Genomic DNA, 24940 nt, shown 5'->3' with positions numbered 1-24940 from the left:
GTTTCCTCTCCTTGGTGATATTAAAGTCTTACCTTAACATAAAGACAAAAAAAAGCCGCTCCGATGAGAGCGGCAAAGATTTTGGAGCGAATTGTCTCAATCCTAGTGTGTTAGCTAGAATTTCTGTTTGGCCGAGTCGTAAGCTTCTTTAAGTGATGTTAATGCTTGTTCGGCGCCTTGTTTAATATCATCCCACGCCTCGTCACTGGCATTTTGAAGCTCATCAATGCGCGTTTTTGCTTGTTCTTTTCGCGCTCTTAAGTGCTCGATCGACTCACGGTATTCGGCTTTTGCATTTGCTGATGCGACGTTCGCTTTGGCTTCAAGCTTATCAATTTCTTGATTCCAGTCATGTAAGCGGCCGTGTAATTTTTCAATCATTTCTTGGCGTTGCATAGCATCTCCTTATTAGAGGTTTGTCATTATCCTTAGGCATTTTCTTCTACTTTAAGTTCATCAATGACACGCTCGACATCTTGGGCGTTTTCCGCCATTAAGACGGCTAGATCACGAGCGCCATCACTTTTGACTTTTCCGGATAAGGTTGCCACGCCGTCTTCAACGGAGACATTAATATTGGTTCCGCTAATATCTGGATTAAGTAGCAAGCTCGTTTTTAATGCCGCACTTACTTTTGTGTCGACAACGGCTTGCCCTAAGTTTGCGGCTTTGCTGGCGGGTTGAGAAACGGTGAGATCATTTTCCACCTGACTGACCCCGTCGATTTGGCGCACAAGACCGCCAGCTAAGCTCTTATCCAACTCAGTGTCTACGTTTCCCGTTAAGATAACCACACCTTGCTCTACATCTGTGTTGATATCAAAGTTGTTTAGGTCAGTATTAACCATCAGCATGGATTCGGCTTTGCCATCAATCCACGCATCTTTAGCTTGGTCTTGCCACTGGTTTTTGCTGCTGTCTGCATATGCCGACGAAGCACCCAGTGTTAGTGCTAACCCCAATGATACGAACAAAGGATGAAATCGACCTTGATGAGTCGTCTTCATTAACTCCTCCTTTTTCCTATGAATGTGAGCAACATGGTGGCGTTGCTACCTTGAAGCCTGCGAATACTGTGCCAGTTTTAAATTTAATTAATAATCAGTTAGTTATGATTTTTCTTTTGCTTGTTTAACCATTAATTAAGTAATAATTACTTGTATGGGTGTAATTATTACTTAATTAGTTGTAAGCGATGTGGCAAGGTCATGCGTACATTCGCAATATGGAAGGAAGAGTAATGTGTAAATCTCGCCTGTTTACCTGTGTAAACCAACCCTCGGATATTGAGCTGCTTCAACCCGCACAAAGGCTAGAGCATGTTGATCTTTCTACATTTGATACGCCTACGGATCTTCTTCGCGCTTTTGAGTTACAGCCGCCGGACTGGGTAGTGCTTGATATTGATTTAGACACTATGTGTACCGAAGCGATTATTCGTGTGATGGGAGAATATCGACATACCCATTGGGCGTTAATAAGCAATGGTGCACCAAATCCCGCTTGGAATGCGCGAGTACAGGACTGTGCGGCAACTGTTTTTCGGCGACCGCTAGATGGTAAATCGGTTCAGACGTTGCTTATTGATCGCTTAGACACGCGCTTTGTTTCACATCAGACCGCAATCCCAGTGCTCAAAAGCCAAGCAAATCAATATGGTTATCTGTTGGGCTCGTCTGAGCCAATGCGATCGCTATATCACCAACTTCAACGGCTTGGACCAACGGATGCAAATGTATTGATTGTTGGTGCGAGCGGCGTGGGGAAAGAGCATGTTGCGAAAACACTGCATAGTTTGAGTCAACAAGCTGCCGCCCCTTTTATGGCCATCAATTGCGGTGCGCTGAGCCCGGAATTGATAGAGAGTGAATTGTTTGGTCATGTAAAAGGGGCGTTTACTGGGGCGCATCAAGATCACCAAGGTATTTTTTATCAAGCCGAGGGGGGAACAGTATTCCTTGATGAAATAACCGAGATGCCTCAAACACTTCAGGTAAAGTTACTGAGGGTGCTGGAATCTGGTGAATATCGCCCTGTTGGTGCGACAAAGAATCAAACGGCCAATGTGCGTTTAGTAGCGGCAACGAACCGAGATACAGATCAGGCAATCATTCAGGAAAAACTTCGTGAAGATATCTATTATCGCCTTGCGCAATTTATTGTCACCGTCCCGCCTTTATGCGAACGAGGTGATGATATTCATGCACTTATCACGCATTTTCTCGCTGAACTTAATCATCACTATAACGCGCAAACTAGCCTAAGTGCAGAAGCTTTAAGCGTACTGACTCAGCATCGTTGGCCGGGTAATGTGCGAGAGCTGAAACATGCAGTTGAGCATGGTTTTCTATTAAGTAATGGACACATTGAGGTGTCGGACTTACCTAAAACGGTTGTTCGCAAGGATGATAAAATGACCGCTTCCTGCTTTATCCCTGAAGGAATGACACTCTCAGAACTAGAGCAGATGGCAATCAAACAATCTCTGGCTCGGTACAATGGTAATCGTCAACGCACAGCGGCTGCATTGGGGATAAGCCCGAAAACACTTTACAACAAATTACAGCATTGAATCGATATCGAGTGAAATAAAGCGGGTGATATAGCGCATACAGTAGACAAGTAACGGCGCGCAAGGGATCGCGCACCGTTTCGCAGAAGCAGTTTGGGCGTGTTCTAGTCTGATTAAGCTTTATTTTTTTTACTTTGTTGCCGTTGGCGCTGTTTCTTTAATTCGCGACGTTGCTCAATGACTTTTCTCGCTTCACCGCCGACGTGTTGTTCACCCCGTTCACGTGCGAGGCGAACTTGATATTCTCGTTCACGAAACGCAGCTTTTTGCGCGTCGGTGTGTTTATCGATACATTTTGGACAGGAGACGCCTTGTTCATAGTGCTCGCTTTCCATGTCTGCTTGGGTTATTGGCAGACGACAAGCGTTACACATTGCGTAAGAGCCTTTTTCTAATTCATGATTAACGGCAACTCTGCTATCAAAAACATAACATTCACCGTTCCATAAGCTCTCACTTTCAGGCACCTCTTCAAGATACTTTAGGATCCCGCCCTCGAGGTGATATACCTCATCGAAGCCTTTTTCTTTCAAAAATGCCGTCGACTTTTCACAGCGGATCCCGCCAGTACAGAACATCGCCACCTTTTTGTGGGTACTGGGGTCAAGTTGCTGCTCGACATAGTCCGGGAATTCGCGAAAGCTATCCGTATGCGGGTTAACGGCGCGTTCAAAGGTACCGATCTCAATTTCGTAATCGTTGCGCGTATCAATCACCAACACATCCGGATCGCTGATTAATGCGTTCCATTCGGTCGGTTTGACATAGGTGCCGACACTTTGGCGTGGGTCAATGCCTTCCACGCCCATGGTGACGATTTCTTTTTTCAGTTTTACCTTGGTACGACTAAACGGCTGGCTGTCTTCAAACGATTCTTTATAGTCAATATCGGCCAGGCGTGGGTCGTTTTTAAACCACGCAAATAGCGCATCCATATTTTCTCGTGTCGCAGCGACTGTACCATTGATGCCCTCGTGAGCGAGAAGGAGTGTACCGCCTATCTGATTGGCTTCCATTACCTCAAGCAATGGCGCTTGCAAAGACTGATAGTCTTCAAGGGTGACAAATTTGTACAAAGCACAAATGACATAAGTAGACATGTTTTTTCCTCTTGCTGGCTGGAGCGTAAATCCAGTGCATGGGTTATTAGGGGAATAAAGCAGGGCGCGGAGTATATCGAAATGACAACCCTCTAAACACCGACAGAAAGTATGGTTACTGAGCAAAAAAACGTACCATGCACGGCTTGGTGCGCTCCAACTGTTTCGCTCTCAAATCAAATAAAGCCTGTAACGGCGACATCAAAGCCAATATTTATGTGATAAAAATCATGAATTCGCGGCAAAGATATCGCTCATGTAAGATTATAGTCGTAATTTGAATGCGTTTTTAGTCACGCCATGTTTGTTTTTATTTTGTACTCTAACTATTTGTAGCTGGGCGTGACTCGCTGGCTTGTGGTAGGCGCTGAGCGATGGCTGCACAATCAAAGGAAGGAATTCGCAGATGCTTGAAGAATGGATTAATGCCTTCGTCGGCTTTATTTGGGGAAAGCCCATGCTCATCTTACTTGTCGGGGGAGGGATCTTTTTTACTCTATACGGCAAGTTTACGCCATTTCGCTATATGGGGCACAGTTTAAAACTCCTTACAGGGCAGGTTGATGATGGCTCGGGGCATGGTGACTTATCGCATCGAAAGGCCTTGGCAGCTGCCTTGTCGGGGACGCTTGGGCTGGGCAACATTGCTGGCGTCGCTTTGGCGCTCAGTGCGGGTGGTCCTGGCGCGGTATTTTGGATGTGGTTAACTGCGTTACTGGGTGTGTCGACGAAATTCTATACCTGCACACTTGGCGTGATGTATCGCCACAAAGACAGCGAAGGTCGTGTACATGGCGGACCCATGTACACGGTGCGTAATGGCTTGGGTAACAAGTTTAAATGGCTCGCGGTGTTATTTGCTATCGCGGGATTAATGGGCTTTGTTCCCTCTTTTCAGATTAATCAGCTCGGCGCGGTAGTCCAAACACAACTGTTTCCAGGGGTTGAGTGGCTAGAAAGTACGGCCTTTTCGTGGGGGCTGGGTATTGTCTTGGCTATTTTTGTCGGGTTGGTGATTTGGGGCGGCTTGAAGCGGGTTGCGGACGTTGCTGGCGCACTGGTTCCCCTGATGGCTGGAAGTTATATGGTGATGGCGATTGTAGCTTTGCTGCTCAACGCAGAGCGTGTGCCGGCTGTTTTTCAATCCATTTTTGCTAGCGCCTTTTCGCCTGATGCTATGTTTGGTGGCTTGATCAGTGTGATTATTGTTGGTGTCAGTCGAGGCGCTTTCTCGAATGAAGCAGGGATTGGCACTGAAGTGATGGCTCATAGCGCGGCTAAAACCAATGAACCGGTGCGCGAAGGCTTAGTCGCAAGTCTCGGGCCAATTATCGATACGTTAATTGTATGCAGTTGTACCGCTTTAGTTATCTTAGTTACGGGGGTATTGGACCAGGCTGACGGCATGCAAGGTGTCAGTTTGACGATGGCTGCTTTTAAAGCCGCATTTGGTGCGCCTGGTGCATGGCTATTAGCCGCACAAGTTTTGGTGCTGTCTTTTACCACTGTATTTACGTTCTGGTATTACGGGTATAAGTGTTTTGTTTATCTGTTTGGCGAAACGGCAGGACAGTACTACAAGTACTTATATCTCTCATTGGTGGTGTTAGGGGCGGTTGTATCATTGGATGTCGTCTTCTTATTCTTGATCGGCGCTTATGGCCTGATGGCGGTTCCTACGATGGTCTCTGGGCTGTTATTGGCACCAAAAGTCAATCAGGCGGCGAAAGCCTATTTTTCAAGTCAGGCATATAAAGGGGCAGCCCAGGTTCAGTCTCGCGCGCCTCATCATTAAACCGCTGTTTTTGTTATAGCCGAAAGAGCAAAATCAAAAGGCTGCCTATGTTCGGCAGCCTTTTTTATCAAAGTAGACTGTTTTCTATCGAAGAAGGCAATGCTTTCGTGCGTATATGTGTTAGTCATCTAGCGGCGCACCAAACACATACTTGTCAACCAAGCTAACCATACGCCCAATCTCAGGTTTTGTAATGGTGTCGTTTGCACCGAGCTGCAAGGCTTTCGCGCGGTTATCTTCACTCATAATGGATGAGAACATAATAATTGGCATGGTTTTGTAGGCGTCTGTTTCACGTAGGCGCTTGACCAAGTGCATACCGTCCATCCGGGGCATTTCAACATCTGAGACAATGGCATCGACAAATTCAGTGATGGCGACGCCTTCTTCTTTTGATATACGCTCAAACTCGATCAGTTTTTCGAACGCTTCACCACCGTCTTTGGCGGAAATAATATTAAAGCCGGCTGAGCGGAGGGTGTTTTCGATCAAACTACGAATAAAGGCGGAATCATCGACGACCAACGCGGTTTTAGCTTCGCGTTTTTTAGCGCTAGACTCGGATATATTGACGCTTCTATCCTGAGTGACATCGTATTTTTCCATGCTCAATTCAGGATTGATGTCAGCGATGATTTTTTCGAAGTCTAAGATCATGATCAGATTTTTGTCTTTACGTACCACAGCAACCACACAATCTTGCTCGCCAGCTTCTAAAAACTGGCTAGGAGACTCAACGGCTTCCCATGAAATCCGATGAATGCGGCTGATACTATCGATCAAAAAGCCATTGGTCATATTGTTGAAATCGGTAACGATGACAAATTTGTTATCTTTTTCTGGTCGTGTAGGCACCCCCAACCAGCCAGCGAGATCAATCAATGGGGTTAGCTTGTCGCGCGATGAGAACACACCAATCATGTGTGATTGTGCATTGGGATAATCCGTTGTTTCAGGGACTTGAATGACTTCACGAACCTTGGCCACATTGATACCGTAGTAGCAAGTTTTGGTGCTACCGTCAGGAAGTTGTTTTATCAAGTGGAACTCGATGATTTCGAGCTCATTCGTCCCACTTTCCGTTAGTATTTCGTTCTTTGATGGCTCGTGATTCATGCCTACCACATTTCCTTTCGATAACAGCGAACAACGCTGATGTGAGCTTACGTTTGGTCAGTATAAGCCCGAGATCGTTAAAGCGACAATATTTGCGCATCAATCAAACGATGATCTGTGGCCTATCGCGCTAATTGATGTATCAAATACGTCATCCAATCACAGGCTTTTAACATTAGCACTGAAAGTACCACTCATTGTTGTGTCTGTATCGAGTTGCGTTGTTTTGGTTCCTGTGTCATCAATGAAGTCGTCATGAGGAAATAGGAGGCAGGGATGTCTGAGTCCAGTTATCAATGGTTAGAAAGAGTGCGCGATATGCGCTCTGTGTTTGAAAGACAGAAAGCAATAGCCAACCAAGACGCGTTTCCTGACTATACGCAACGTATTGAAAGCCTTAAGCGGCTTCGTCGAGCAATAAAAGGTCACCATAACGTATTACAACAAGCCCTTAGCGACGACTACGGCCACCGTGCTTTTGGTGATACCGAAATCGCTGATATTCTGCCACTGATACACCAAATTGATTACACCCGCCGCCGATTAAAACGATGGATGAAGCCGCAAAAACGGCGTCCTGGGATTACCTTACTCGGAACTAAATTGGCGGTACACCAACAGCCAAAAGGGGTAGTTGGGATTGTCGTACCGTGGAATTTTCCAATCATGCTGGCAGTCAGTCCATTGATTTGCGCCTTAGCGGCCGGCAATCGGGTAATGCTCAAGCTTTCGGAGTTCACGCCGAACACCAATCGGGTATTACGCGAGCTCATCGCGGATGTGTTTAGCCCTAAGGAAGTGGCCGTGATTGAAGGGGAAGTGGAAGTGTCGCGTCGCTTTACCGAATTAGAGTTCGATCATCTATTTTTTACCGGCTCGACCCAAGTTGGACGCCAGGTCATGCTGGCTGCAGCTGATAATTTGACGCCGGTGACCCTTGAGTTGGGGGGTAAATCTCCCGTGATCATTGATGATCAGATTGATATGGACGTCGCCGTCTCGCGGCTTATTTACGGAAAGTGCTTAAACGCTGGGCAGATATGTGTTGCCCCCGACTATGTGCTTTGCCCTGAACATCGGCAAGAAGCGTTTATCCACGCCTACCAACAAGCGTTTCGTGCCATGTATCCTGATTTTGAGGCCAACCAAGACTACAGCCAGATCGTTAACCAAACTCAAGTAACCCGGCTAGAAGAAACACTGCAAGATGCGTTAGATAAAGGTGCGAGGCGCTGGTGTGCGCTCGATCAAAAAACCATACCGACCGCAGAAAAACGATGCTGGCCAACTCAGTTACTGACCCATGTCACTGACGACATGCGGGTGATGCAAGAAGAGGTTTTTGGTCCGCTTTTGCCCATTGTCACTTATCAAGATTTTGCCGAGGCACTGCATTATATTCAGGCACGTCCACGACCGCTCGCTTTGTATTTGATGAGTAATGATGCGGAGAAACGCTCGCAGGTCACCACACAGCTTCACGCCGGCGGGATGGGGATTAATGAAACCTTGTTTCATGTTGCTGCCGAAGATGCGCCTTTTGGCGGTATTGGCGATTCCGGCATGGGGCATTACCACGGTATTGAAGGCTTTTACACCTTTAGCCACAGTAAAACCGTCCTCACCCGCGATAAATGGGACACCAGCTTTTTAGTCAAACCGCCATACAACCGCTGGTATAAACGCTTAATGCGCTGGTGGTTGCTCAGATAATTAGGAGTATCTGTTTTGGATTGTCTTCCGATCTATACATTATTCGGTTAAATCACTAAACTTTTTAGGGGAATTGATCTATACCTTTGGTTGTTACATAAGTGTTAAAATCGATGCGGGCAACCAAGGGAGCAACCCAATGGCTTTTTCAATACAACCCGATTCTATGCTGCCAGATATTAGCAATCATGAACGAGCAATGGTCGAGCAAGAGGTAAAGCTCGCCGTCACCGATGCTAATGGCAAATCACTGGGGTATTTGGCGATGGTGCCCGATGCGCAGCGCTTTATTACCTTAACCCAAGATAACGCAGAGGCGTTGAGTTTTATCAAAACCCCATGCAGCGTTAATGCGGGCTATTATCAGTGGTCGTTTTTTTATGACGATATTGAATATGGCCTGGATTGTTTAATTGAGCCGGACAGAAACAAGTGTCGACTTTATGCCAACGATCACGCTGCGGCTGCGCCCTCATGGAAGCTCGCTTATCAAGGAGAACTTGGCCCTTTAATGATTGCAGCGCCTATCTCTGCCATTGGGCCGGGTACGCGTATCGCTGTCACGTCTTCAGATACTGAAGTACCTAATGTGTTAGTGGGCGCGCTTGATGGCGGCGTGTTGATTCACGAAGAATCTGCCTAACAAAAAAGCATTAAGAAATATGTAATGGGCCAGCGAAACCGCTGGCTTTTTTCTGTTCACAGAGATCACTAATAGGCTGTGAGTCCCAATTTAGTTTTCATATAGAGTGTGGTGGGTGTCTAAAATAAAGGACTAACAATGCCTAGTTAAAAAGTGTTAGATGTGAGTGAGCTGAGTCAATTAACGCATTGTAAACAATTAGTTAAAAAATTTTTGGCTGACAAAAAGGTCAATAATACTAATGAATCTCCTTAATAAAGTGATTTTCACTACGGAAAAAACAGCCTTAGTTGTATAGCTTTAAAGCGTTATTGTTGATTTTTGTAGGCAATAATTGCTAATACATTTAACCATTGTAAGGAATACAATATGTTAAAGCATGCTCTTAGCTGTTGCGTCGCGTCGGCGCTGATGGCGGCATCACCCACAGCACTATCTGAACAAAATGAAGGTAAACAAGGCGTCTCTCAGCAGCAAACGGTAGCGCCATTGATGGTTGCGGCGGAAAACCGGGGGATTGAGGATCAGTACATCGTGGTACTCAAGCAGCCAATGACTCTGAGTGATGATCCGCAAGCGTTGAAAACCTTTACTCAACAAGCCGTGTCTAGCATGGTTAACCAACATGCGGTTAAGGTAGAAAAAGTGTTTGATCGCTCGTTAAGTGGGTTTGTAGCTAAGCTCACACCGGCACAATTACGTGCATTACGCATGGATTCGCAAGTTGATTTTATTGAACAAGATAAGACCATTTCATTGGACCCGGTGATTACCCCTGACGCGAACCAAAATAACCCTGTTTGGGGGTTAGATCGTATTGATCAGCGCAATCTTCCTCTAGACGACAACTACAGCACTAACTTTGATGGCACAGGTGTCACTGCTTATGTTATTGATACTGGTGTGACAACGTCACATGTTGAGTTTGGTGGTCGTGCACGCTCCGGATATGACTTTGTTGATAACGATCAAGATGCGACTGACTGTAACGGCCACGGTACGCATGTGGCTGGCACCATTGGCGGTAGTCAATACGGAGTCGCTAAAAATGTCGATATTGTCGGGGTGAGGGTGCTCAGCTGTAGCGGTTCGGGGTCGACGTCCGGTGTGATTGGTGGTGTCGATTGGGTAGCAGCCAATGCGAATGGCCCGTCAGTGGCAAACATGAGCCTAGGTGGAGGCGTATCAACAGCGCTCGATCGTGCCGTGGCCAGTGCGGTACAATCTGGCGTGAGTTTTATGCTAGCAGCGGGTAACTCCAATGCTGATGCCTGTAATAGTTCGCCTGCACGAGAGCCAAGCGGTGTCACTGTAGGATCTAGCACGATTCGCGATACCCGCTCTAGCTTCTCAAACTGGGGAAGCTGCTTGGATGTGTTCGCCCCAGGATCGGACATAAAGTCCGCTTGGTATGATGGGAGTTATCGCACCATCAGCGGCACCTCGATGGCGACCCCTCATGTTGCTGGGGTTGCTGCCTTGTACCTACAAGAAAACAGCAGCCTTTCGCCTGTACAATTAGCGAATTTAATTAGCAACCGCGCGAGTGTCGATAAAATTAACGACCCTCGTGGCTCCGTCAACAAACTGTTGTATAGTCAAGCCGATAGTAGTTGTGAGCCAAATTGCGGTACAGAGCCTGATCCTAAGGGTGAGCTTAAAAATGGTCAGGCGCTAACAGATATTTCGGGTGGGCAAGGCGCCCAGCGCTTCTTCTATGTTGATGTAGACGCTGGGCAACGCCTCACGGTGAATATTAGCGGCGGCTCAGGCGATGCTGATTTGTACCTGCGCTATGGCTCAAAGCCAACCTTTAATAACTGGGATTGTCGACCGTACAATTACGGTAATAGCGAAGTGTGTACCGTGCAGAACACCCAGAAAGGTCGCTATCATGTGATGTTGAACGGCTACGCAGCATTTAGTGGTGTCAGCGTGACCGCCCGTTACTAGGCGTTTGTTGGCAATAAATAGCATTCGCTGCACGACAAGTGATGAATAGTAAGATACCGAGTTAAACGCGCGGATATGATCCGCGCGTTATTTATCAGACTTGCCGAAAACCTCTTCGTTTAGGTAGGAGAGCAGTCAATTGTAGTGGCGTATACACTTACACAGTAAATCGATAAACCCTTCTCGGTTGATTGCCATTGCAACCTCGGCATTGGCTGGATTACCTGTAACTTGATAACGATCGACCACTGTCATACCTGTTGTCAGTGCTCCCTGAGTTTCTATACCCACCCAAACGGATTCACAGTCAAAAAGCTCAGGCTTGACTAACCACGCAATTGTGCATGGGTCATGTAACGGTGAGCCATCAAGTCGCCATTTAGGATCGCGATGGTAGCGCATAAAGAAATCAAGCCACCCCGCGACAGTTTGCGCGACAGGATTATTAATGGCTCGGATAGACGCCACGTCTTCATCTTTGACTAGGGCTTGATGGGTCACATCTAACCCAAACATGGTTATGGGGATCCCTGCACGGAAAACACAGTCTGCCGCCTCAGGGTCAACATAAATATTAAATTCAGCGGCGGGTGTCCAATTGCCAAAAGTCACGCCTCCCCCCATCAATACAATCCGCTTAATTCGGTTGGTCAGATCAGGGTAGGCAGCGATAAGTAACGCCACATTCGTCAATGGACCTGTTGCAACCAAGGTGACCGGCTGATCGCTTTTTTTTAAGACACTGGCCATCAGATTAACAGCATTATTAGGATCAGGATCCATCATAGGCTCTGGCAGCTCAGGACCATCCAAGCCCGACTCGCCGTGAACATTATCGGCAATAATCAAATCACGGGTGAGCGGTTTATGTGCCCCACCCGCAATGGGAATATGTGATTGTTGCAGTAAGGTGAGAATGCGCCGTGCGTTGTAAAGCGTTTTATCAGGGGTTTGGTTGCCCGCACTGGTCGTCACGGCTTTGATATCGAGTTGCGGTAATGCACAAGCCATTACCAGTGCAATGGCATCGTCATGTCCCGGATCACAGTCAATAATAATGGGTTCATTCATAAACAACCTATCCCGTTGAGGTAAATATCCGTTGAATCATGCTTAGGATAAATGTGTTTCTGCACTGTGCTTGTGATCCCTTTCGCTAAACAGCCATGTCGCGCGAGATGTAGTCGCGCGAGATGTAACATGTGCGTGATTTATCATAAAAAAATGAGATGTAAACAGTTACAATTTGTCAACAACAAGCAAACGAAAATGTGGTTGTTGCATTGTTTTGCAAACAATTCAATCAATCTAATTAATATAAATAATTTGGATCATTGTTCTGGTTATTTGTCAATTTATTGGTTATTTATGCTGCCATTTGAAGAATAGCCCAGCTGGATTTGCGTTTTTTTGGTGATACAATTAGGACATATATCTATTACATATATGTGATAGTTTAGGTCGAACTCGGTACTATGCAACCGCACAAAATATTATAACTAAGAGAGTTTGACGTGAACCAGACTATAGATATCTCCTCAAAAAGTGTATCGCACCGTTGGACCCAGCATGACACCCATTGGGCGCTTAGCTTGTTTGGAACCGCGGTCGGTGCCGGAATTTTGTTTCTACCCATTAACCTAGGAATGGGGGGCTTTTGGCCGCTGATTATTATGGCGGTACTAGCGTTTCCGATGACGTATATGGCGCACCGGGGTCTAGCGCGCTTTGTATTATCGTCGCGTCACAACGATGCCGATTTCACCGATGTCGTCGCAGAACATTTCGGCGCCAATGTCGGACGTATGATTTCGATGCTGTATTTCCTCTCTATTTTCCCCATTTTATTGATATACGGCGTTGGGCTGACCAACACGGTTGATAGCTTTTTAGTCAACCAACTGGGATGGGTATCACCAAATCGCGTGTTGCTGTCGGGTGTACTAGTCGCTGGTATGATTGCGATCATGTTGGGTGGTGAACGCCTGATGCTGCGTGCGTTCGCGGCGATGGTTTATCCGTTGGTTGCCATTCTGGCGTTTCTGTCTTTTTATCTTGTTCCATCGTGGCAAACGCCTAATCTCAGTTTACCGCCGATGGGTGAGCTGGGTATGAGTCTTTGGTTGGCGGTGCCTGTGGTGATTTTCTCGTTTAGCCATGCAGCGGCGATTTCTAGCTTTGCCAACATTCAGCGCCGGCATTACGGCGACGAGGCTCAAGGTAAGTCAGAGCAAATTCTTAAACGTGCCGGTATTATGCTGGTGGCTTTTGTGTTGCTGTTTGTGTTCTCGTGTGTGTTGACACTCACCCCAGCACAAATGGCAGAAGCAAAAGCACAAAATGTGTCTGTATTGTCGTATCTTGCTAATGTCACCCATAACCCGTTTATTGGTACCTTGGGGCCTTTGGTTGCTTTCATTGCGATTACTTCATCGTTTTTGGGACACTTCCTTGGCGCGCGTGAAAGTTTGAACGGCTTGGTGACGAAGCACAGTAAACTCACTTACAAAAGCGCCGACAAACTGGGCGTCATCGTGATGTTTTTTGCTATTTGGGGCTGTGCCGTGATCAACCCCAGTATCCTTGACATGATGGGTGCATTGTCTGGGCCTGTGATTGCGATGATCTTGTTCATTATGCCAACGGTTGCCGCTTACAAGGTCAAAGCCCTGGCGCAGTATCGTGGGCAAGTAGGTACTTACTTTATCTTCATCACAGGGATGCTTGCGATATCAGCATTGCTTTATAACCTGATGGGCTAATTAAGTATTCGTAATCATCCATTAAAAAAGCGCCCACTGGGCGCTTTTTGGGTTATATTTTCTAATCTATTATAAGCGGTTTTCTTATCCGATGTTCTCTGCGCATATCTCTCAGTTGTGACATATAAATACATTTAAATCAGCCTTTAAAGTCACATTCATTTCTGTTTTCTTTGACTTTGTTTGTCAGCTTATGAATGAGCTCATATTATGTAACTGCTAGCCTATTACTTGTGGGATAAATTGATAATTATCAATCTTTGTTTGTGTGTCAGCGCCGATGATGAGGTCAATGTTCATTGATCATGAGGGCTGTTTATGACACATCCAACCGATACAGATCGGCAAGTGACATGGGGATGTTACTTGGCACTGGTATTCGCTGTGGTGTTTTTCTCGGGATTGTTACAATCCAATCAATGGTACGGCGTGTTCGACTTTACCACCTTGAATGGTTCGTTCGGACAAGTTGCGTATCAGGCCACGACTGCGACAGACGGCACGGTAGAGGTGGCAACAACATCACTTCGCGGTAAGGGCGGGAGCGGTGCGCGTGATGGTTTCATTTTTGCGTTGACCTTAATTCCTACCGTGATGTTTGCGCTGGGTATGATTGGTGTACTTGAGCACTATGGAGCGCTTGATGCCGCGCGCAAACTCTTAACGCCTCTTCTTAAACCTGTATTAGGCATTCCTGGAAATTCAGGACTAGCACTGATTGCCTCCATGCAAAGCACAGATGCTGGCGCAGCGATGACTCGTCAATTGAAAGATGAGGGTTACCTGACCAAGCGTGAAACCGATGTATTCACCATGTTTCAGTTCACGGCAGGCGCAACCATCGTCAACTTTTTTTCCTCGGGCGCGGTACTTTTTACTTTAACCATGTCAGACGGTTCGTTAGCGGTGACATCGTCAATTGGTCTTGCTATTGGCGTGATCTTCTTATTTAAGTTCATTGGTGCCAATGTCTTTCGTTTGTACCTCAATATAACTGAGGGCAAAGGACCGCAGCGAGAAAAGACACAATCCTATCAAGAGGAGCACGCATCATGACCCAGTCTTCTACCAGTAAACCGATGATCACTGACATCTTTGTCGAAGGCGCTAAGAAAGGTTGGCATATTGCAACAACATCAACCGTGCCTAATGTTGTCATGGCGTTTGTGATTATCAAAGCACTTCAAATTACCGGCCTACTGGCCTTGATGGGCGATGTGTTTGCACCTGTGATGGCTGTATTCGGATTACCCGGTGAAGCCGCCGCAGTGCTAATGGGGGCATGGATGTCGATGGGAGGCGCTGTTGGTGTCGTGATCACTTTGTTTGACCAAGGCATTCTCACCGGTACCCATATCGCTATCTTGGTTCCTGCTATTTATTTAATGGGTTCGCAAGTGCAATACATTGGCCGAGTAATGGGCCCGATTGGCACTGAAGGCCGCTACATCCCTATTATGGTCGGCATTTCTATTCTGAATGCTTTTGGCGCCATGTGGGTGATGAATCTTTTACTTTAGGAGGCATGATGACGTTTTCTTTGCAACGCTACCTAGATGAGTTGGCGCCTCTAGTCAATATCGACTGTGGCACCTTTCAACGAGAAGGTATTGAGGTGATTGCGGCCCTAATGGCCGATAAATATGAGCAAATGGCAGGATGGCATATTAAGCGAGTGGAATGTGGAGAGGCAGGGATTGGATTGGAAATTCGCAACCAGCCAACCCATCCACATATCGATGTGATGCTGATTGGTCACATGGATACGGTCTTTCCTCAGGGGACGGCGGCAGAGCGTCCCATGCATGTGGAGGACGGCTTCGCATACGGTCCCGGTGTATCAGACATGAAATCAGGCTTGCTTAATATCGTGTATGCACTGCGCGCATTGCCGCAAGCAGAACGTGATGCATTGAGCATTTGTGTCTGCATGAACCCGGATGAAGAGGTGGGTTCGATACATTCCAGTACCTGGCTTGAGTCCGTTGCTCGTGATGCACGCTATGTGCTGGTGGCAGAGGCGGCCCGCGCAGATGGTGGCTTAGTAAAAGCGCGTAAAGGCATGGCGCGTTATAAAATTGCCGTTTCAGGTCGTGCCGCTCATGCTGGTAACGAGCCAGAAAAAGGACGTAGCGCGATTACAGAGTTAGCTCATTGGCTGGTGACCCTCGATAGTATGAAAGATCTAGAGGCCGGTACCAGTATTAATGCTGGTTTGATTGAAGGTGGAGCGGGGGCGAATATTGTCGCTGCTTATGCATCGGCACTGGTTGACGTCAGGTTCTGGGACAACAATGCTTATTGCGCGCTTGATCAAGCCATTCAAGCGCGCGCCTCTCACCCTTACACCCCCGATGTCACCATTGAATTGGTTCGCGAAGCCTATAAACCAGCGATGGTGCCGACCCCTGAAACGGAACACTTGATGGGTCTTGTTGAAGCGGCAGCCTTTGAGGAAACCGTGCCTATCCATTGGAAAGCGGTGGGCGGCGGCTCCGATGCCAATAATACCGCAGCATTGGGGATCCCTAGTTTAGATGGATTTGGCCCAGTAGGAGCCAACTTCCATAGTGATGGTGAGTATTTGCAACTCGACTCCATTGAACCAAGGATCCGCTTGCTCACTCGAGTGTTATCACGTTTAGCAGAGCAAAAAACAGTCTAAACATTGCGCGGCTACAATAAGCGGTAGCCGCGATGGCGTTTCCCATCAAGTGACCATGTCATATTACAAATTAGGGGGGAAGTTGATCTGCTATAGTTGATCGACGCAGTAACACCACTTGTTATTTCTGCTTGCTCATTTACTATAAGCATTAGTACTTGCTAAATTATTGGGTGTGTATGTTACCAAAACGATTTTTCCCTATTGTTGCGCCGTTTCTGATGTCAGTGTTAATGGTGACATTGATGACAGCGGTAATTACCGCTGTGAATACCGGGCTGAGCAGTGGGTTTGTTTGGCGTTGGTTAGAGGCCTTTATCGTTGCTTGGCCCATTGCGTTTTCTATTATTTTTGTTTCGTCAAAACATGTTCAACGGTTAGCTCAGTGGCTGTGTAGCCGCGAGTAAAGGATTATAGCACGTGTAGAACCGTGCAGTTTTTACCCTGTTTTTTGGCCTGGTACATGGCTTTGTCAGCATCGATAATTTCACTGTGAGGCATGCCGTTAGGGTAATAAGCAACGCCTAAACTGATCGTGACAGGCTTAGACGCGTGATTAAATAACGCTAAACTCTGTCGCGCAATCTCTTCACATAAAACCCTTGCTTGTGCCAAGGCGCCCTCTGCACTTGAGAAATATTGGAGTATTGCAAATTCCTCGCCGCCAATACGGGCGATAATGGCATCTTTCGGCAATAGAATTGTCGCCGTTTTAGCCACAAAACAGAGCACCTCATCCCCATGAGCGTGACCAAAACCATCGTTAAATGCTTTAAAATCATCAATATCAAAAACCATTAGCGCGATGTCGCCTCTCGTTTTATCCAAGTCATAGAGGTGTTGATAAAAATACCGGCGATTGCGCAACAGCGTTAATGAGTCGGTAATGGCTTGATCTTGAAGCATATCGTTGGCTGTTTGTAGCGCGCGCGTTTTTTGTTTGACCGTTCGCTTAAGTAAGACAATGTAACTGGTAACGATAAAAATACTGATAGCGACTAAAGCAGGAAATAAATGGGTAGGGTAAACCGTTTCAACGTCATAATAGACCCAGCGATTGAGTAGCTGGCGTTTAGTATCGTCATCTAACCAAGCAAATTTATTGTCTATGCGATTAAGTAATGCCGCGTTGCCTTTCGCAAATCCAGCGTGCAGCATCTCTGTATAAAGGTGCCTGACAGGGATAAAAAGGTTGTGGTTCGTGGTGGTATAAAGGTGATAATTTGCCACTTGCAGGTCGGCCACAAATGCTTGAATTTTTTCAGATAATGCCGCATCAAGCATGGCTTGGTTATTCGGGAAAAGCTGCAATGCTACGTCTGGAAAGTTAGCGCTCATAAACTCTTCTTCGTACCCGCCTTGTACCACGCCAATCTTATGTTCGGTCTCACCAGAAAGGACAAAGTCAGCAGACGTGCCCATCATGGATTGACTGAAAAATACTTGCGTATCAATGGCAAATAGAGGCGTGCCAAAATCCATGAATTGCAACCGCTCCGGTGACTGAAGGAGCCCAGCGTGCACATCAGCTTGACCGGTACGCACTAAATCGATTGACGTTTGCCAATCGGTCAATAGAAACTCGATATCATAGCCATTGCGGTCGCCAAATTCTTTCCAAAAGTCAATCAAGATCCCTCTGGGTTCTTGGTTGCTATTGAGATAAGAAAATGGACGCCATGCATGCGAATTAGCCACCTTTAAAACAGGTTTTTGTGACTCAGGTTGTTCGCTGTTATCAGAGTGAGCGCTGGGGCTTATCGATAACAACACGCCAACGCACAGTGTAAAAACAATTTGGCGGGCCAAAACATACAACGCCCCAGAATGCAGCATAAATAAACCCTGAATATGGCAATACATTAAGTGTGCGGTGGTCACCGCATCACGTCTTTATCATCAGTATATGAATAAATTCTTAACTTCTGGGATAAATTTGTCTCGTTTTCTTATAACTATAGGGTTATAAAGGTGATCGCGGCTGTTGCATAACACTGAGATTGTTCGGCTAGCCGCTTAAACGGGTGTTAACGCACGCAAAGGTCAATGAATCAAATCGCCACTTCTTAATGATAGGTATCGTGATCAGCGATCACCTGTTCTTTGATAGTTTGAAACGGATAAGATGCAAGGGCGCCAAACCCAGGTATGGCCTTCGCCTTAATTTTGGTATGAAGCGGTGACGATAGGCCGAGTAAAAAGCGCGTCATTGCCGCCGAAGTTGGCGTGCCGTCGCAAGCAGCCGCAAAGTGCTGACACCATGAGGATAACGCTTGCGCATCGATCGCCGGTAATTCTGGGCGCGGAGGTAAATGGGCGATCTCGCCTTGGCATACCGAGCAATGACCACAGGTGGTTGGTGCCGCATGATCACCAAAATAGTCGGCAAGGCGCTGACTAATACAGGTTGAAGAAGATAACAAGGTCAGTAATTGGTTGATGCGGGCAAGCTCGCTCTGTTCTTTTTTGGCAAAAAGGGCATACAGCGTCTCAGCTTGATCGTGAATATCAATCTCGTGGGTGTTCACGCCAAACACTTGTGTGGCTTGTTGTGTCGCGAGTGATAACCAACCTTGTTCGTGAAAGTACTCCAATGCAGTTAACGCGCGCTTTCTTTCTGCTCCAAAGCGTTGCCACAGTTGTTGGAAATCCATCTTGTACCAGGTTTTTGCTTTGATCGCGCATGCAAATAGCTGGGCAACAAATTCGCGTCGCTCACCATGGAATTTGGCCGTAATGGCGGCGGGTGACTCCACACACTGGAATTTCACATCGGCAAAGTAACTGTATTGGCTGGTGATCACGCCGGCCATTTCTAAATAAACGAGCAAGGTTTTAAGCGGTAAGAGCCGAATATTATATGTCCGTGAAAGACTATGGAGCATGACTTCCCATTGTTGACCTGCCTGTTGTACTTCTTCCAGTAACCCCTGAATCGCCATTTTGTCTGGCGTATCGCCGTAGATAAAATTCTCTAGTACATTCAGACTCGACTGGTTAGCGAGTACCGTGCAGGTCGCCTTGTGACCATCCCGTCCCGCGCGGCCAATTTCTTGGCTGTAGTTTTCAATCGACTTCGGCAAATCAAAATGGATGACACGGCGAATATCCGCCTTATCGACGCCCATCCCAAAGGCGATGGTCGCAACAATACATGGCGATTGGCCCGACATAAATGCCTCTTGTATCGACACGCGAACATCGTGACTCATACCGGCATGGTAAGCTGTCGCGGATATATGCTGGGATTGTAACCACTGGGCGATATTCTCCGCGGTCTGCTGCTGGGTGACATAAATGACGGTCGGCAAATCGGGGTCGGGCTTTAACTGCTCAACCAGCGCTTGCCGTTTTTGCGTCTCTTCCACGGCGACCACATTTAGATGCAGGTTAGGACGATAAAACCCCGTTAATGTGATGTTATTTGCCGGGATGGCAAACTTCGTCTGCATATCCTCAACCACAGCCGGCGTTGCGGTGGCGGTGAGAAGCAAGACTTGCGGAATATTTAATTGCTGTCGGTAAGCAGGGAGTTTGAGGTAATCAGGACGAAAATTGTGTCCCCATTCAGAGATACAATGCGCTTCATCCACCACCAATAACGAGATCGGGATAGGAGTGATAAACTGGCGAAAACGTTCGTTATTCAAACGCTCGACTGAAATCATCAGTACCTTGATGTCGCCGCGACGGACTTGATCCATCACTTGTTTGGTTTGTTCGGGTGTCTGCGTTGAATCGATGGTGGCCGCTGGGATGCCTTTGCGGGTCATAAATGCAAGTTGATCATGCATTAATGCCAGCAAAGGCGAAATCACCAATGTTAAGTGGGGCAGCTGTGTGGCCGGCAATTGATAGCATAATGATTTACCTGCACCGGTGGGAAAGATCGCACAGGCCGATTCACCTTGCATCACCTGCGAGATCACTGCTTCTTGTCCCGCACGAAATGACGAAAACCCAAAAATTTGCTCAAGTGCTTGTGCCAACATGCCGTCTTTCCCCTACTTTTAACCAAGTGTCTGTTTATGAACAGGCGGGAAAAGGTATCGGCTATGTGCCGAGGTTGCAAGCACAGGCGGTATGCGTGCGAGCGACCCCATTATCTTCAATAAGTGGGGTCGATCTTTTCTTAACGGATGCGAGAGCTATCACAGCGCCTTAATCAGTGCTGCGATCTCATCCCACCTTTGCTCATCAATCAACTTGGCGGGCACCATCCAAGTACCGCCACATGCCAGTACAGAGGGCAACGCGAGATAATCGCTCACGTTTTCTTCACTCACGCCGCCGGTTGGCATAAAGCTGACCGGGTACACCGCAGATAGCGCTTTTAACATCGCAATGCCTCCCGACGCTTCCGCGGGGAAAAACTTCAACGTATCAAGACCAAGTTCCATGGCTTGCTCGACCAAACTCGGGTTGTTGATCCCAGGGACGATGGCAATTCCACGTTGTTGGCAATGTTTTACTGTAGTGGGATTAAGCCCAGGGCTAACAATAAAATCCGCCCCAGCGTCAATCGCAGCATCGACTTGTGCAGGCGTCAGTACCGTTCCGGCCCCAATCAGTAGCTCGGGATAGGCATCGCGCATTTGGCGGATAGCACTGGCAGCCGCGTCGGTACGAAAGGTGATTTCGGCGCACGGTAAGCCATTGTCGACCAAGGTTTTAGCGAGCGGCACGGCATCGTCCGCATTATTAATCGCAATCACCGGCACAATGCGAATTGCCTTGAGACGTTGGTTTAGTTCAGTCATGGGATTCCCTTATAGTAAAACGCTTAATAGCGCTACGATAACAAACGCGATAGTCCCGAGCAGGGTTTCCATCACAGTCCAAGTTTTTAGCGTGGTTTTTTCATCCATTTCGAGCAAACGTGATACGAGCCAAAAACCCGAGTCGTTGAAATGCGATAAAACGGTAGCTCCACCGGCAATCGCGATGACAATAAAGCATAAATCGAGTTGAGATAAGCCGACAGTGTGCGACACCGTGGGCGCAATCAGCGCGGCTGTGGTTGTGAGTGCGACGGTGGCTGAGCCTTGTGCGACACGCAAGCAGGTAGCAATCACAAACGCGGCCAATATTATCGGCATCCCTGTATCTGACAGCATGTTGGCGAGTGCTTCACCAATGCCGCTAGAACGAAGTACGCCTCCAAACATCCCGCCCGCACCGGTCACCAAAATCACCGCACAAATCGGTGCCAATGAGTCGGAGCACAGCTTCTCCATTTTACTTTTGCCAAGCTTTTGGCCGAAGACTAACAAGCAAGTTAACAGCGTGATGAGCAGTGCAACCGGTGTTTTACCCAGCATACGCAGAAAACCAACCCATGGGTTTTCGCCGTCAACGATACCTGCAACACTGAGTGCGTTTAAGCCTGTGTCGAGGAAAATTAGCATGACAGGTAGGAGTAAGATCATCAGCACCGTAGAAAAGGTGGGATGGTCCTTTTTGTTTTTAAACATCACTTCTGTATTTAAAAACGCCTTCGCAAGGGGAATATTGAATTTCTTGCCGGCATACAAACCAAATAAATAACCGCCTAGGTACCAAGTGGGTAGCGAAACCAGTAGCCCAACAACCAAGAGCAGACCCATATCTGCGCCGAGTAAATCTGAGGCCGCAACGGGGCCGGGGTGCGGGGGAACGAAGGTATGCATAACCGCAAATGCACCCGCGACGGGTAGGGCATACTTTATCGGTGAGCCACCTAAACGTTTCGCGACACTAAACATAATGGGCATCATCACAATCAGCCCCGCATCAAAGAAGATCGGAAAGCCAAATAGTAGAGAAGCGATACCCAGTGCAAACGGAGCACGGGCTTCGCCAAAACGGTCGATCAGCGTATCGGCCAATACATTTGCGCCACCGGTGACTTCGAGAATTTTACCAATCATGGCGCCGAGCCCAACGAGCAAGGCGACCGACGCCAGGGTGCCGCCAAACCCTGTCATCATGGCCGGCACTACCTTATCGGTAGGGATCCCCGTGGCCAAAGCAGTGATTAAGCTGACCAATGTGAGTGATGCAAACGCATGCACCTTAAGTTTCATTATCAGTAGTAATAACAACGCGATAGCGCCCAATGCTATCAAGAGTAAAGTAGTGGATTCAGGGCTTTGTGCGAGTAGTTCCATGGCTCACCTCTTCCGACCAGGATGTTTGTGTTAAACTTCACAAATCTCAACGTTACCGGTAACATGTTACCGGTAACCACACTAAGATAAAGACAATTATTGAATGCGTTATCAAAAATGAGATCTGGTTAAAATCTCGCTAAGGAGTGGGTATGGCAATTGGCAGTGTGATTGTGATGGGCGTCAGTGGCTCGGGGAAAAGCACCCTTGGCGCAAAGTTGGCACAGCGCTTAGGGGCAAAGTTTATTGATGGAGACGACTTACACCCGCGTGCGAATATCGAAAAAATGGCGACGGGTAAGCCGCTTGATGATCATGACCGAACTCCCTGGCTGGGCCGGATTAGCGATGCCGCTTTTAGTTTGGAGCATAAACATGAATATGGCGTGATTGTGTGTTCAGCCTTAAAGCGCCGCTATCGAGACCAGATCCGAGATGGCAATCAGAACGTTACCTTTTTGTTTTTGGACGGAGATTATGCGTTGATCCTCGCAAGGCTTCGAGCGCGCAAAGGGCATTTTATGAAAACCCATATGCTGGATAGCCAGTTTGCCACGTTGGAGGTGCCGGGTGACGATGAGCCTGATGTGGTCCGAGTCGGCATTGATGCAGACATTGATACTGTGGTGACACGTGCAGTGAACGCTTTAAAAGACAAGGAGGATGCCGAATGACACATCCGACATTGATGGCAGTGACAGAGGCGTTATGCCAGCGCAGCCAACCGACGCGCATCGCGTTTTTGCATCGGACTCAACAGCAAGCCGATACCGGGAAAGCGCGTACCAGTCTGTCTTGCGGTAACATGGCGCATGCGGTGGCGGCGTCGTGCCAACAAGACAAACAGCACATGCTGGATATGACCACCGCCAATGTGGCGATTATCAGCGCCTATAACGATATGCTGAGCGCGCACGCGCCCTATGCTGACTACCCTGATCAGATCAAAGCCGCTTTGCTGCCGTTAGGTCATACCGCGCAAGTGGCAGGTTGTGTGCCTGCGATGTGTGATGGAGTGACCCAAGGCCAACCGGGAATGGAAATGTCGTTGTTTTCACGTGATGTGATTGCACAGGCGACTGCGATATCGCTGAGTCACAATGTGTATGACGCAACATTATTGCTTGGTGTATGCGATAAAATTGCACCGGGACAATTGATGGGCGCGCTGGCCTACGCCCATTTACCTACCTTATTTATTCCCTCCGGCCCAATGACAACGGGCACCAGCAATGATCAAAAAGTGGCGGTGCGTCAAGCCTATGCGGCAGGCGAAGTAGGCAAAGACGCGCTACTCGCCATGGAATGTCAGGCTTATCACAGCCCGGGAACCTGCACCTTCTATGGCACGGCCAATACCAATCAACTGGTGCTCGAGGCGATGGGATTAATCTTACCTGGCGCTGCTTTTGTCCCACCAGATTCAGCGCTGCGCCAAGCGTTGACTTGCTATGCAGCGACAGCGTTAGCTTCTCAGTGTGCCGGAAGTGCAACTTACCGATCATTAGCCGATGTGGTGACTGAAAAAAGCGTGGTGAATGGTGTGATCGCGTTGTTGGCTTCAGGCGGCAGCACCAACCATACCATCCATTTGGTGGCCATGGCGCGAGCAGCAGGGATTATCCTAACGTGGGAAGATATTGATGCGCTCTCTCGTGTAGTGCCCTTGCTGACTCGAGTCTACCCCAATGGGCCGGCCGATATTAATGCCTTTGAAGCGGCCGGAGGCGTACCGACGTTAATGGCTCACTTACATGCGCTAGGGTTATTGCATGCCGATACCTTGCCTGCCGTCGGCCAATTTAGCGACCAGCTGACCACACCACGATTAGATCAGGGGCAGCTTGTTTGGGAAACCGCCACCCCATCAACCGACACAGCGGTCATTGCCCAGCCCGGTTTACACTTCAGTGCAACTAGTGGTTTGCGCATGCTGTCTGGCAATATGGGTAACGCGGTGATCAAAGTCTCAGCGGTTGATCCCGCGCATCGCGTAGTTTGTGCGCCCGCACGGGTGTTTGAGTGTCAGCACGAGGTCGAGCAGGCCTATCAACGCGGTGAGCTCAACCAAGATGTGATTGTGGTGGTGCGTTTTAATGGCCCTGCTGCTAATGGGATGCCAGAGCTCCATAAACTCATGCCTATTCTCGGCAATGTGCAAAAAATGGGTTATCAGGTCGCACTGGTAACAGATGGCCGGTTATCCGGCGCGTCAGGCAAAGTCCCTGCGGCCTTGCATGTCTGCCCGGAAGCCATGCATGGCGGTGCGTTGGCGTCCATTCAAGACGGCGATCTGATCACATTGGACGCGAATACTGGCGTATTGACCTGCCATGCTGACTTATCTCAACGATATGTAGCTAATACGCCTCAAGCTGCTACAACCTGGGGACGTGATTTGTTTGCTGCGGCGCGTCAGCAGGTGTCTCGCGCCGATGAAGGAGCGACGTATCTATTTCCGTGATCGCTCGG

At 47.9% G+C, this 24940-nt stretch carries 21 protein-coding genes; 12 read left to right on the top strand and 9 right to left on the bottom strand.

What is annotated here, in order from left to right:
• Positions 1-114: 114 nt before the first annotated feature.
• Together BZG75_RS02780 and BZG75_RS02775 are read right to left on the bottom strand one after the other, a co-directional pair.
• A complete protein-coding gene (locus tag BZG75_RS02780; protein WP_077457317.1) occupies positions 115-396 on the bottom strand; it encodes a hypothetical protein in 282 nt (93 codons plus the stop codon).
• A gap of 32 nt (positions 397-428) precedes the next feature.
• Positions 429-1007, bottom strand: coding sequence for a BON domain-containing protein (locus BZG75_RS02775; RefSeq protein WP_077576123.1), 579 nt, complete (start codon positions 1005-1007; stop codon positions 429-431).
• 233 nt (positions 1008-1240) lie between these two features.
• Here BZG75_RS02775 and BZG75_RS02770 point away from each other — a divergent pair, with 233 nt between their 5' ends.
• Positions 1241-2572 carry a sigma-54 interaction domain-containing protein gene (locus BZG75_RS02770; RefSeq protein WP_199878833.1) on the top strand — a complete coding sequence of 444 codons (1332 nt, stop codon included), beginning with the start codon at positions 1241-1243 and terminating at the stop codon, positions 2570-2572.
• Positions 2573-2685: 113 nt separating this feature from the next.
• Here BZG75_RS02770 and trhO read toward each other — a convergent pair whose 3' ends face one another.
• Positions 2686-3672: an oxygen-dependent tRNA uridine(34) hydroxylase TrhO gene (gene trhO / locus BZG75_RS02765; RefSeq protein ID WP_077457313.1), complete on the bottom strand. Its 987-nt coding sequence runs from the start codon at positions 3670-3672 to the stop codon at positions 2686-2688.
• A gap of 406 nt (positions 3673-4078) precedes the next feature.
• On the opposite strand from trhO, the gene BZG75_RS02760 reads away from it, so the two are divergent.
• Positions 4079-5467, top strand: coding sequence for an alanine/glycine:cation symporter family protein (locus BZG75_RS02760; protein ID WP_199878831.1), 1389 nt, complete (start codon positions 4079-4081; stop codon positions 5465-5467).
• A 120-nt stretch (positions 5468-5587) separates the two neighbouring features.
• Here the strand turns inward: BZG75_RS02760 and BZG75_RS02755 are convergent, their stop codons facing one another.
• A complete protein-coding gene (locus BZG75_RS02755; protein ID WP_021022971.1) occupies positions 5588-6583 on the bottom strand; it encodes a chemotaxis protein in 996 nt (331 codons plus the stop codon).
• 276 nt (positions 6584-6859) lie between these two features.
• On the opposite strand from BZG75_RS02755, the gene BZG75_RS02750 reads away from it, so the two are divergent.
• The 3 genes from BZG75_RS02750 (at position 6860) to BZG75_RS02740 (ending at position 10892) form a co-directional block, all read left to right on the top strand.
• A complete protein-coding gene (locus BZG75_RS02750; protein WP_077576121.1) occupies positions 6860-8296 on the top strand; it encodes a coniferyl aldehyde dehydrogenase in 1437 nt (478 codons plus the stop codon).
• Positions 8297-8435: 139 nt separating this feature from the next.
• The gene (locus BZG75_RS02745; protein ID WP_077457301.1) at positions 8436-8939 is read left to right on the top strand and encodes a hypothetical protein; all 504 of its coding nucleotides are present in this window, start codon (positions 8436-8438) and stop codon (positions 8937-8939) included.
• Positions 8940-9308: 369 nt separating this feature from the next.
• A complete protein-coding gene (locus tag BZG75_RS02740; protein WP_077576119.1) occupies positions 9309-10892 on the top strand; it encodes a S8 family peptidase in 1584 nt (527 codons plus the stop codon).
• Positions 10893-11027: 135 nt separating this feature from the next.
• Here the strand turns inward: BZG75_RS02740 and rihA are convergent, their stop codons facing one another.
• On the bottom strand, positions 11028-11963 hold the full coding sequence (gene rihA, locus BZG75_RS02735) for a pyrimidine-specific ribonucleoside hydrolase RihA (RefSeq protein WP_021022974.1): 936 nt from the start codon (positions 11961-11963) through the stop codon (positions 11028-11030).
• Positions 11964-12406: 443 nt separating this feature from the next.
• Here rihA and BZG75_RS02725 point away from each other — a divergent pair, with 443 nt between their 5' ends.
• The 5 genes from BZG75_RS02725 to BZG75_RS02705 all read left to right on the top strand — a co-directional run bounded on the left by BZG75_RS02725 (position 12407) and on the right by BZG75_RS02705 (position 16726).
• Positions 12407-13654 (top strand): aromatic amino acid transport family protein, encoded by a 1248-nt coding sequence (locus BZG75_RS02725; RefSeq protein ID WP_021022976.1) that lies wholly within the window; start codon positions 12407-12409, stop codon positions 13652-13654.
• A gap of 318 nt (positions 13655-13972) precedes the next feature.
• Positions 13973-14710 carry a nucleoside recognition domain-containing protein gene (locus tag BZG75_RS02720; RefSeq protein ID WP_021022977.1) on the top strand — a complete coding sequence of 246 codons (738 nt, stop codon included), beginning with the start codon at positions 13973-13975 and terminating at the stop codon, positions 14708-14710.
• Positions 14707-15174, top strand: coding sequence for a YjiG family protein (locus BZG75_RS02715; RefSeq protein WP_021022978.1), 468 nt, complete (start codon positions 14707-14709; stop codon positions 15172-15174). The genes BZG75_RS02720 and BZG75_RS02715 overlap by 4 nt, the downstream gene beginning before the upstream one ends.
• Before the next feature lie 8 nt (positions 15175-15182).
• Positions 15183-16319: a M20 family metallopeptidase gene (locus tag BZG75_RS02710; RefSeq protein ID WP_021022979.1), complete on the top strand. Its 1137-nt coding sequence runs from the start codon at positions 15183-15185 to the stop codon at positions 16317-16319.
• Positions 16320-16498: 179 nt separating this feature from the next.
• Positions 16499-16726 carry a DUF2798 domain-containing protein gene (locus tag BZG75_RS02705; protein ID WP_077576117.1) on the top strand — a complete coding sequence of 76 codons (228 nt, stop codon included), beginning with the start codon at positions 16499-16501 and terminating at the stop codon, positions 16724-16726.
• A 4-nt stretch (positions 16727-16730) separates the two neighbouring features.
• On the opposite strand, the gene BZG75_RS02700 is transcribed toward BZG75_RS02705, so the two are convergent.
• From BZG75_RS02700 to BZG75_RS02685, 4 genes are all read right to left on the bottom strand, one after another.
• A complete protein-coding gene (locus BZG75_RS02700) occupies positions 16731-18155 on the bottom strand; it encodes a transporter substrate-binding domain-containing diguanylate cyclase (RefSeq protein ID WP_199878827.1) in 1425 nt (474 codons plus the stop codon).
• Positions 18156-18385: 230 nt separating this feature from the next.
• A complete protein-coding gene (locus BZG75_RS02695; RefSeq protein WP_077576115.1) occupies positions 18386-20311 on the bottom strand; it encodes a RecQ family ATP-dependent DNA helicase in 1926 nt (641 codons plus the stop codon).
• 159 nt (positions 20312-20470) lie between these two features.
• Complete coding sequence (locus BZG75_RS02690) at positions 20471-21079, bottom strand: bifunctional 4-hydroxy-2-oxoglutarate aldolase/2-dehydro-3-deoxy-phosphogluconate aldolase (protein WP_077576113.1); 609 nt, start codon at positions 21077-21079, stop codon at positions 20471-20473.
• A gap of 9 nt (positions 21080-21088) precedes the next feature.
• Positions 21089-22468 (bottom strand): GntP family permease, encoded by a 1380-nt coding sequence (locus BZG75_RS02685; RefSeq protein WP_077576111.1) that lies wholly within the window; start codon positions 22466-22468, stop codon positions 21089-21091.
• Between the two features lie 152 nt (positions 22469-22620).
• Between BZG75_RS02685 and BZG75_RS02680 the strand changes: the two genes are divergently transcribed.
• Together BZG75_RS02680 and edd are read left to right on the top strand one after the other, a co-directional pair.
• Positions 22621-23142 (top strand): gluconokinase, encoded by a 522-nt coding sequence (locus BZG75_RS02680; protein WP_077576110.1) that lies wholly within the window; start codon positions 22621-22623, stop codon positions 23140-23142.
• On the top strand, positions 23139-24932 hold the full coding sequence (gene edd, locus BZG75_RS02675) for a phosphogluconate dehydratase (protein WP_077576109.1): 1794 nt from the start codon (positions 23139-23141) through the stop codon (positions 24930-24932). Before BZG75_RS02680 ends, edd begins: the two co-directional genes overlap by 4 nt.
• The last annotated feature ends 8 nt before the right edge of the window (positions 24933-24940 follow it).

It is taken from the genome of Salinivibrio sp. AR640, from assembly GCF_001995405.1.
Classification (GTDB): domain Bacteria; phylum Pseudomonadota; class Gammaproteobacteria; order Enterobacterales; family Vibrionaceae; genus Salinivibrio; species Salinivibrio costicola.
This window is presented reverse-complemented; position numbering and strand designations above follow the sequence as displayed.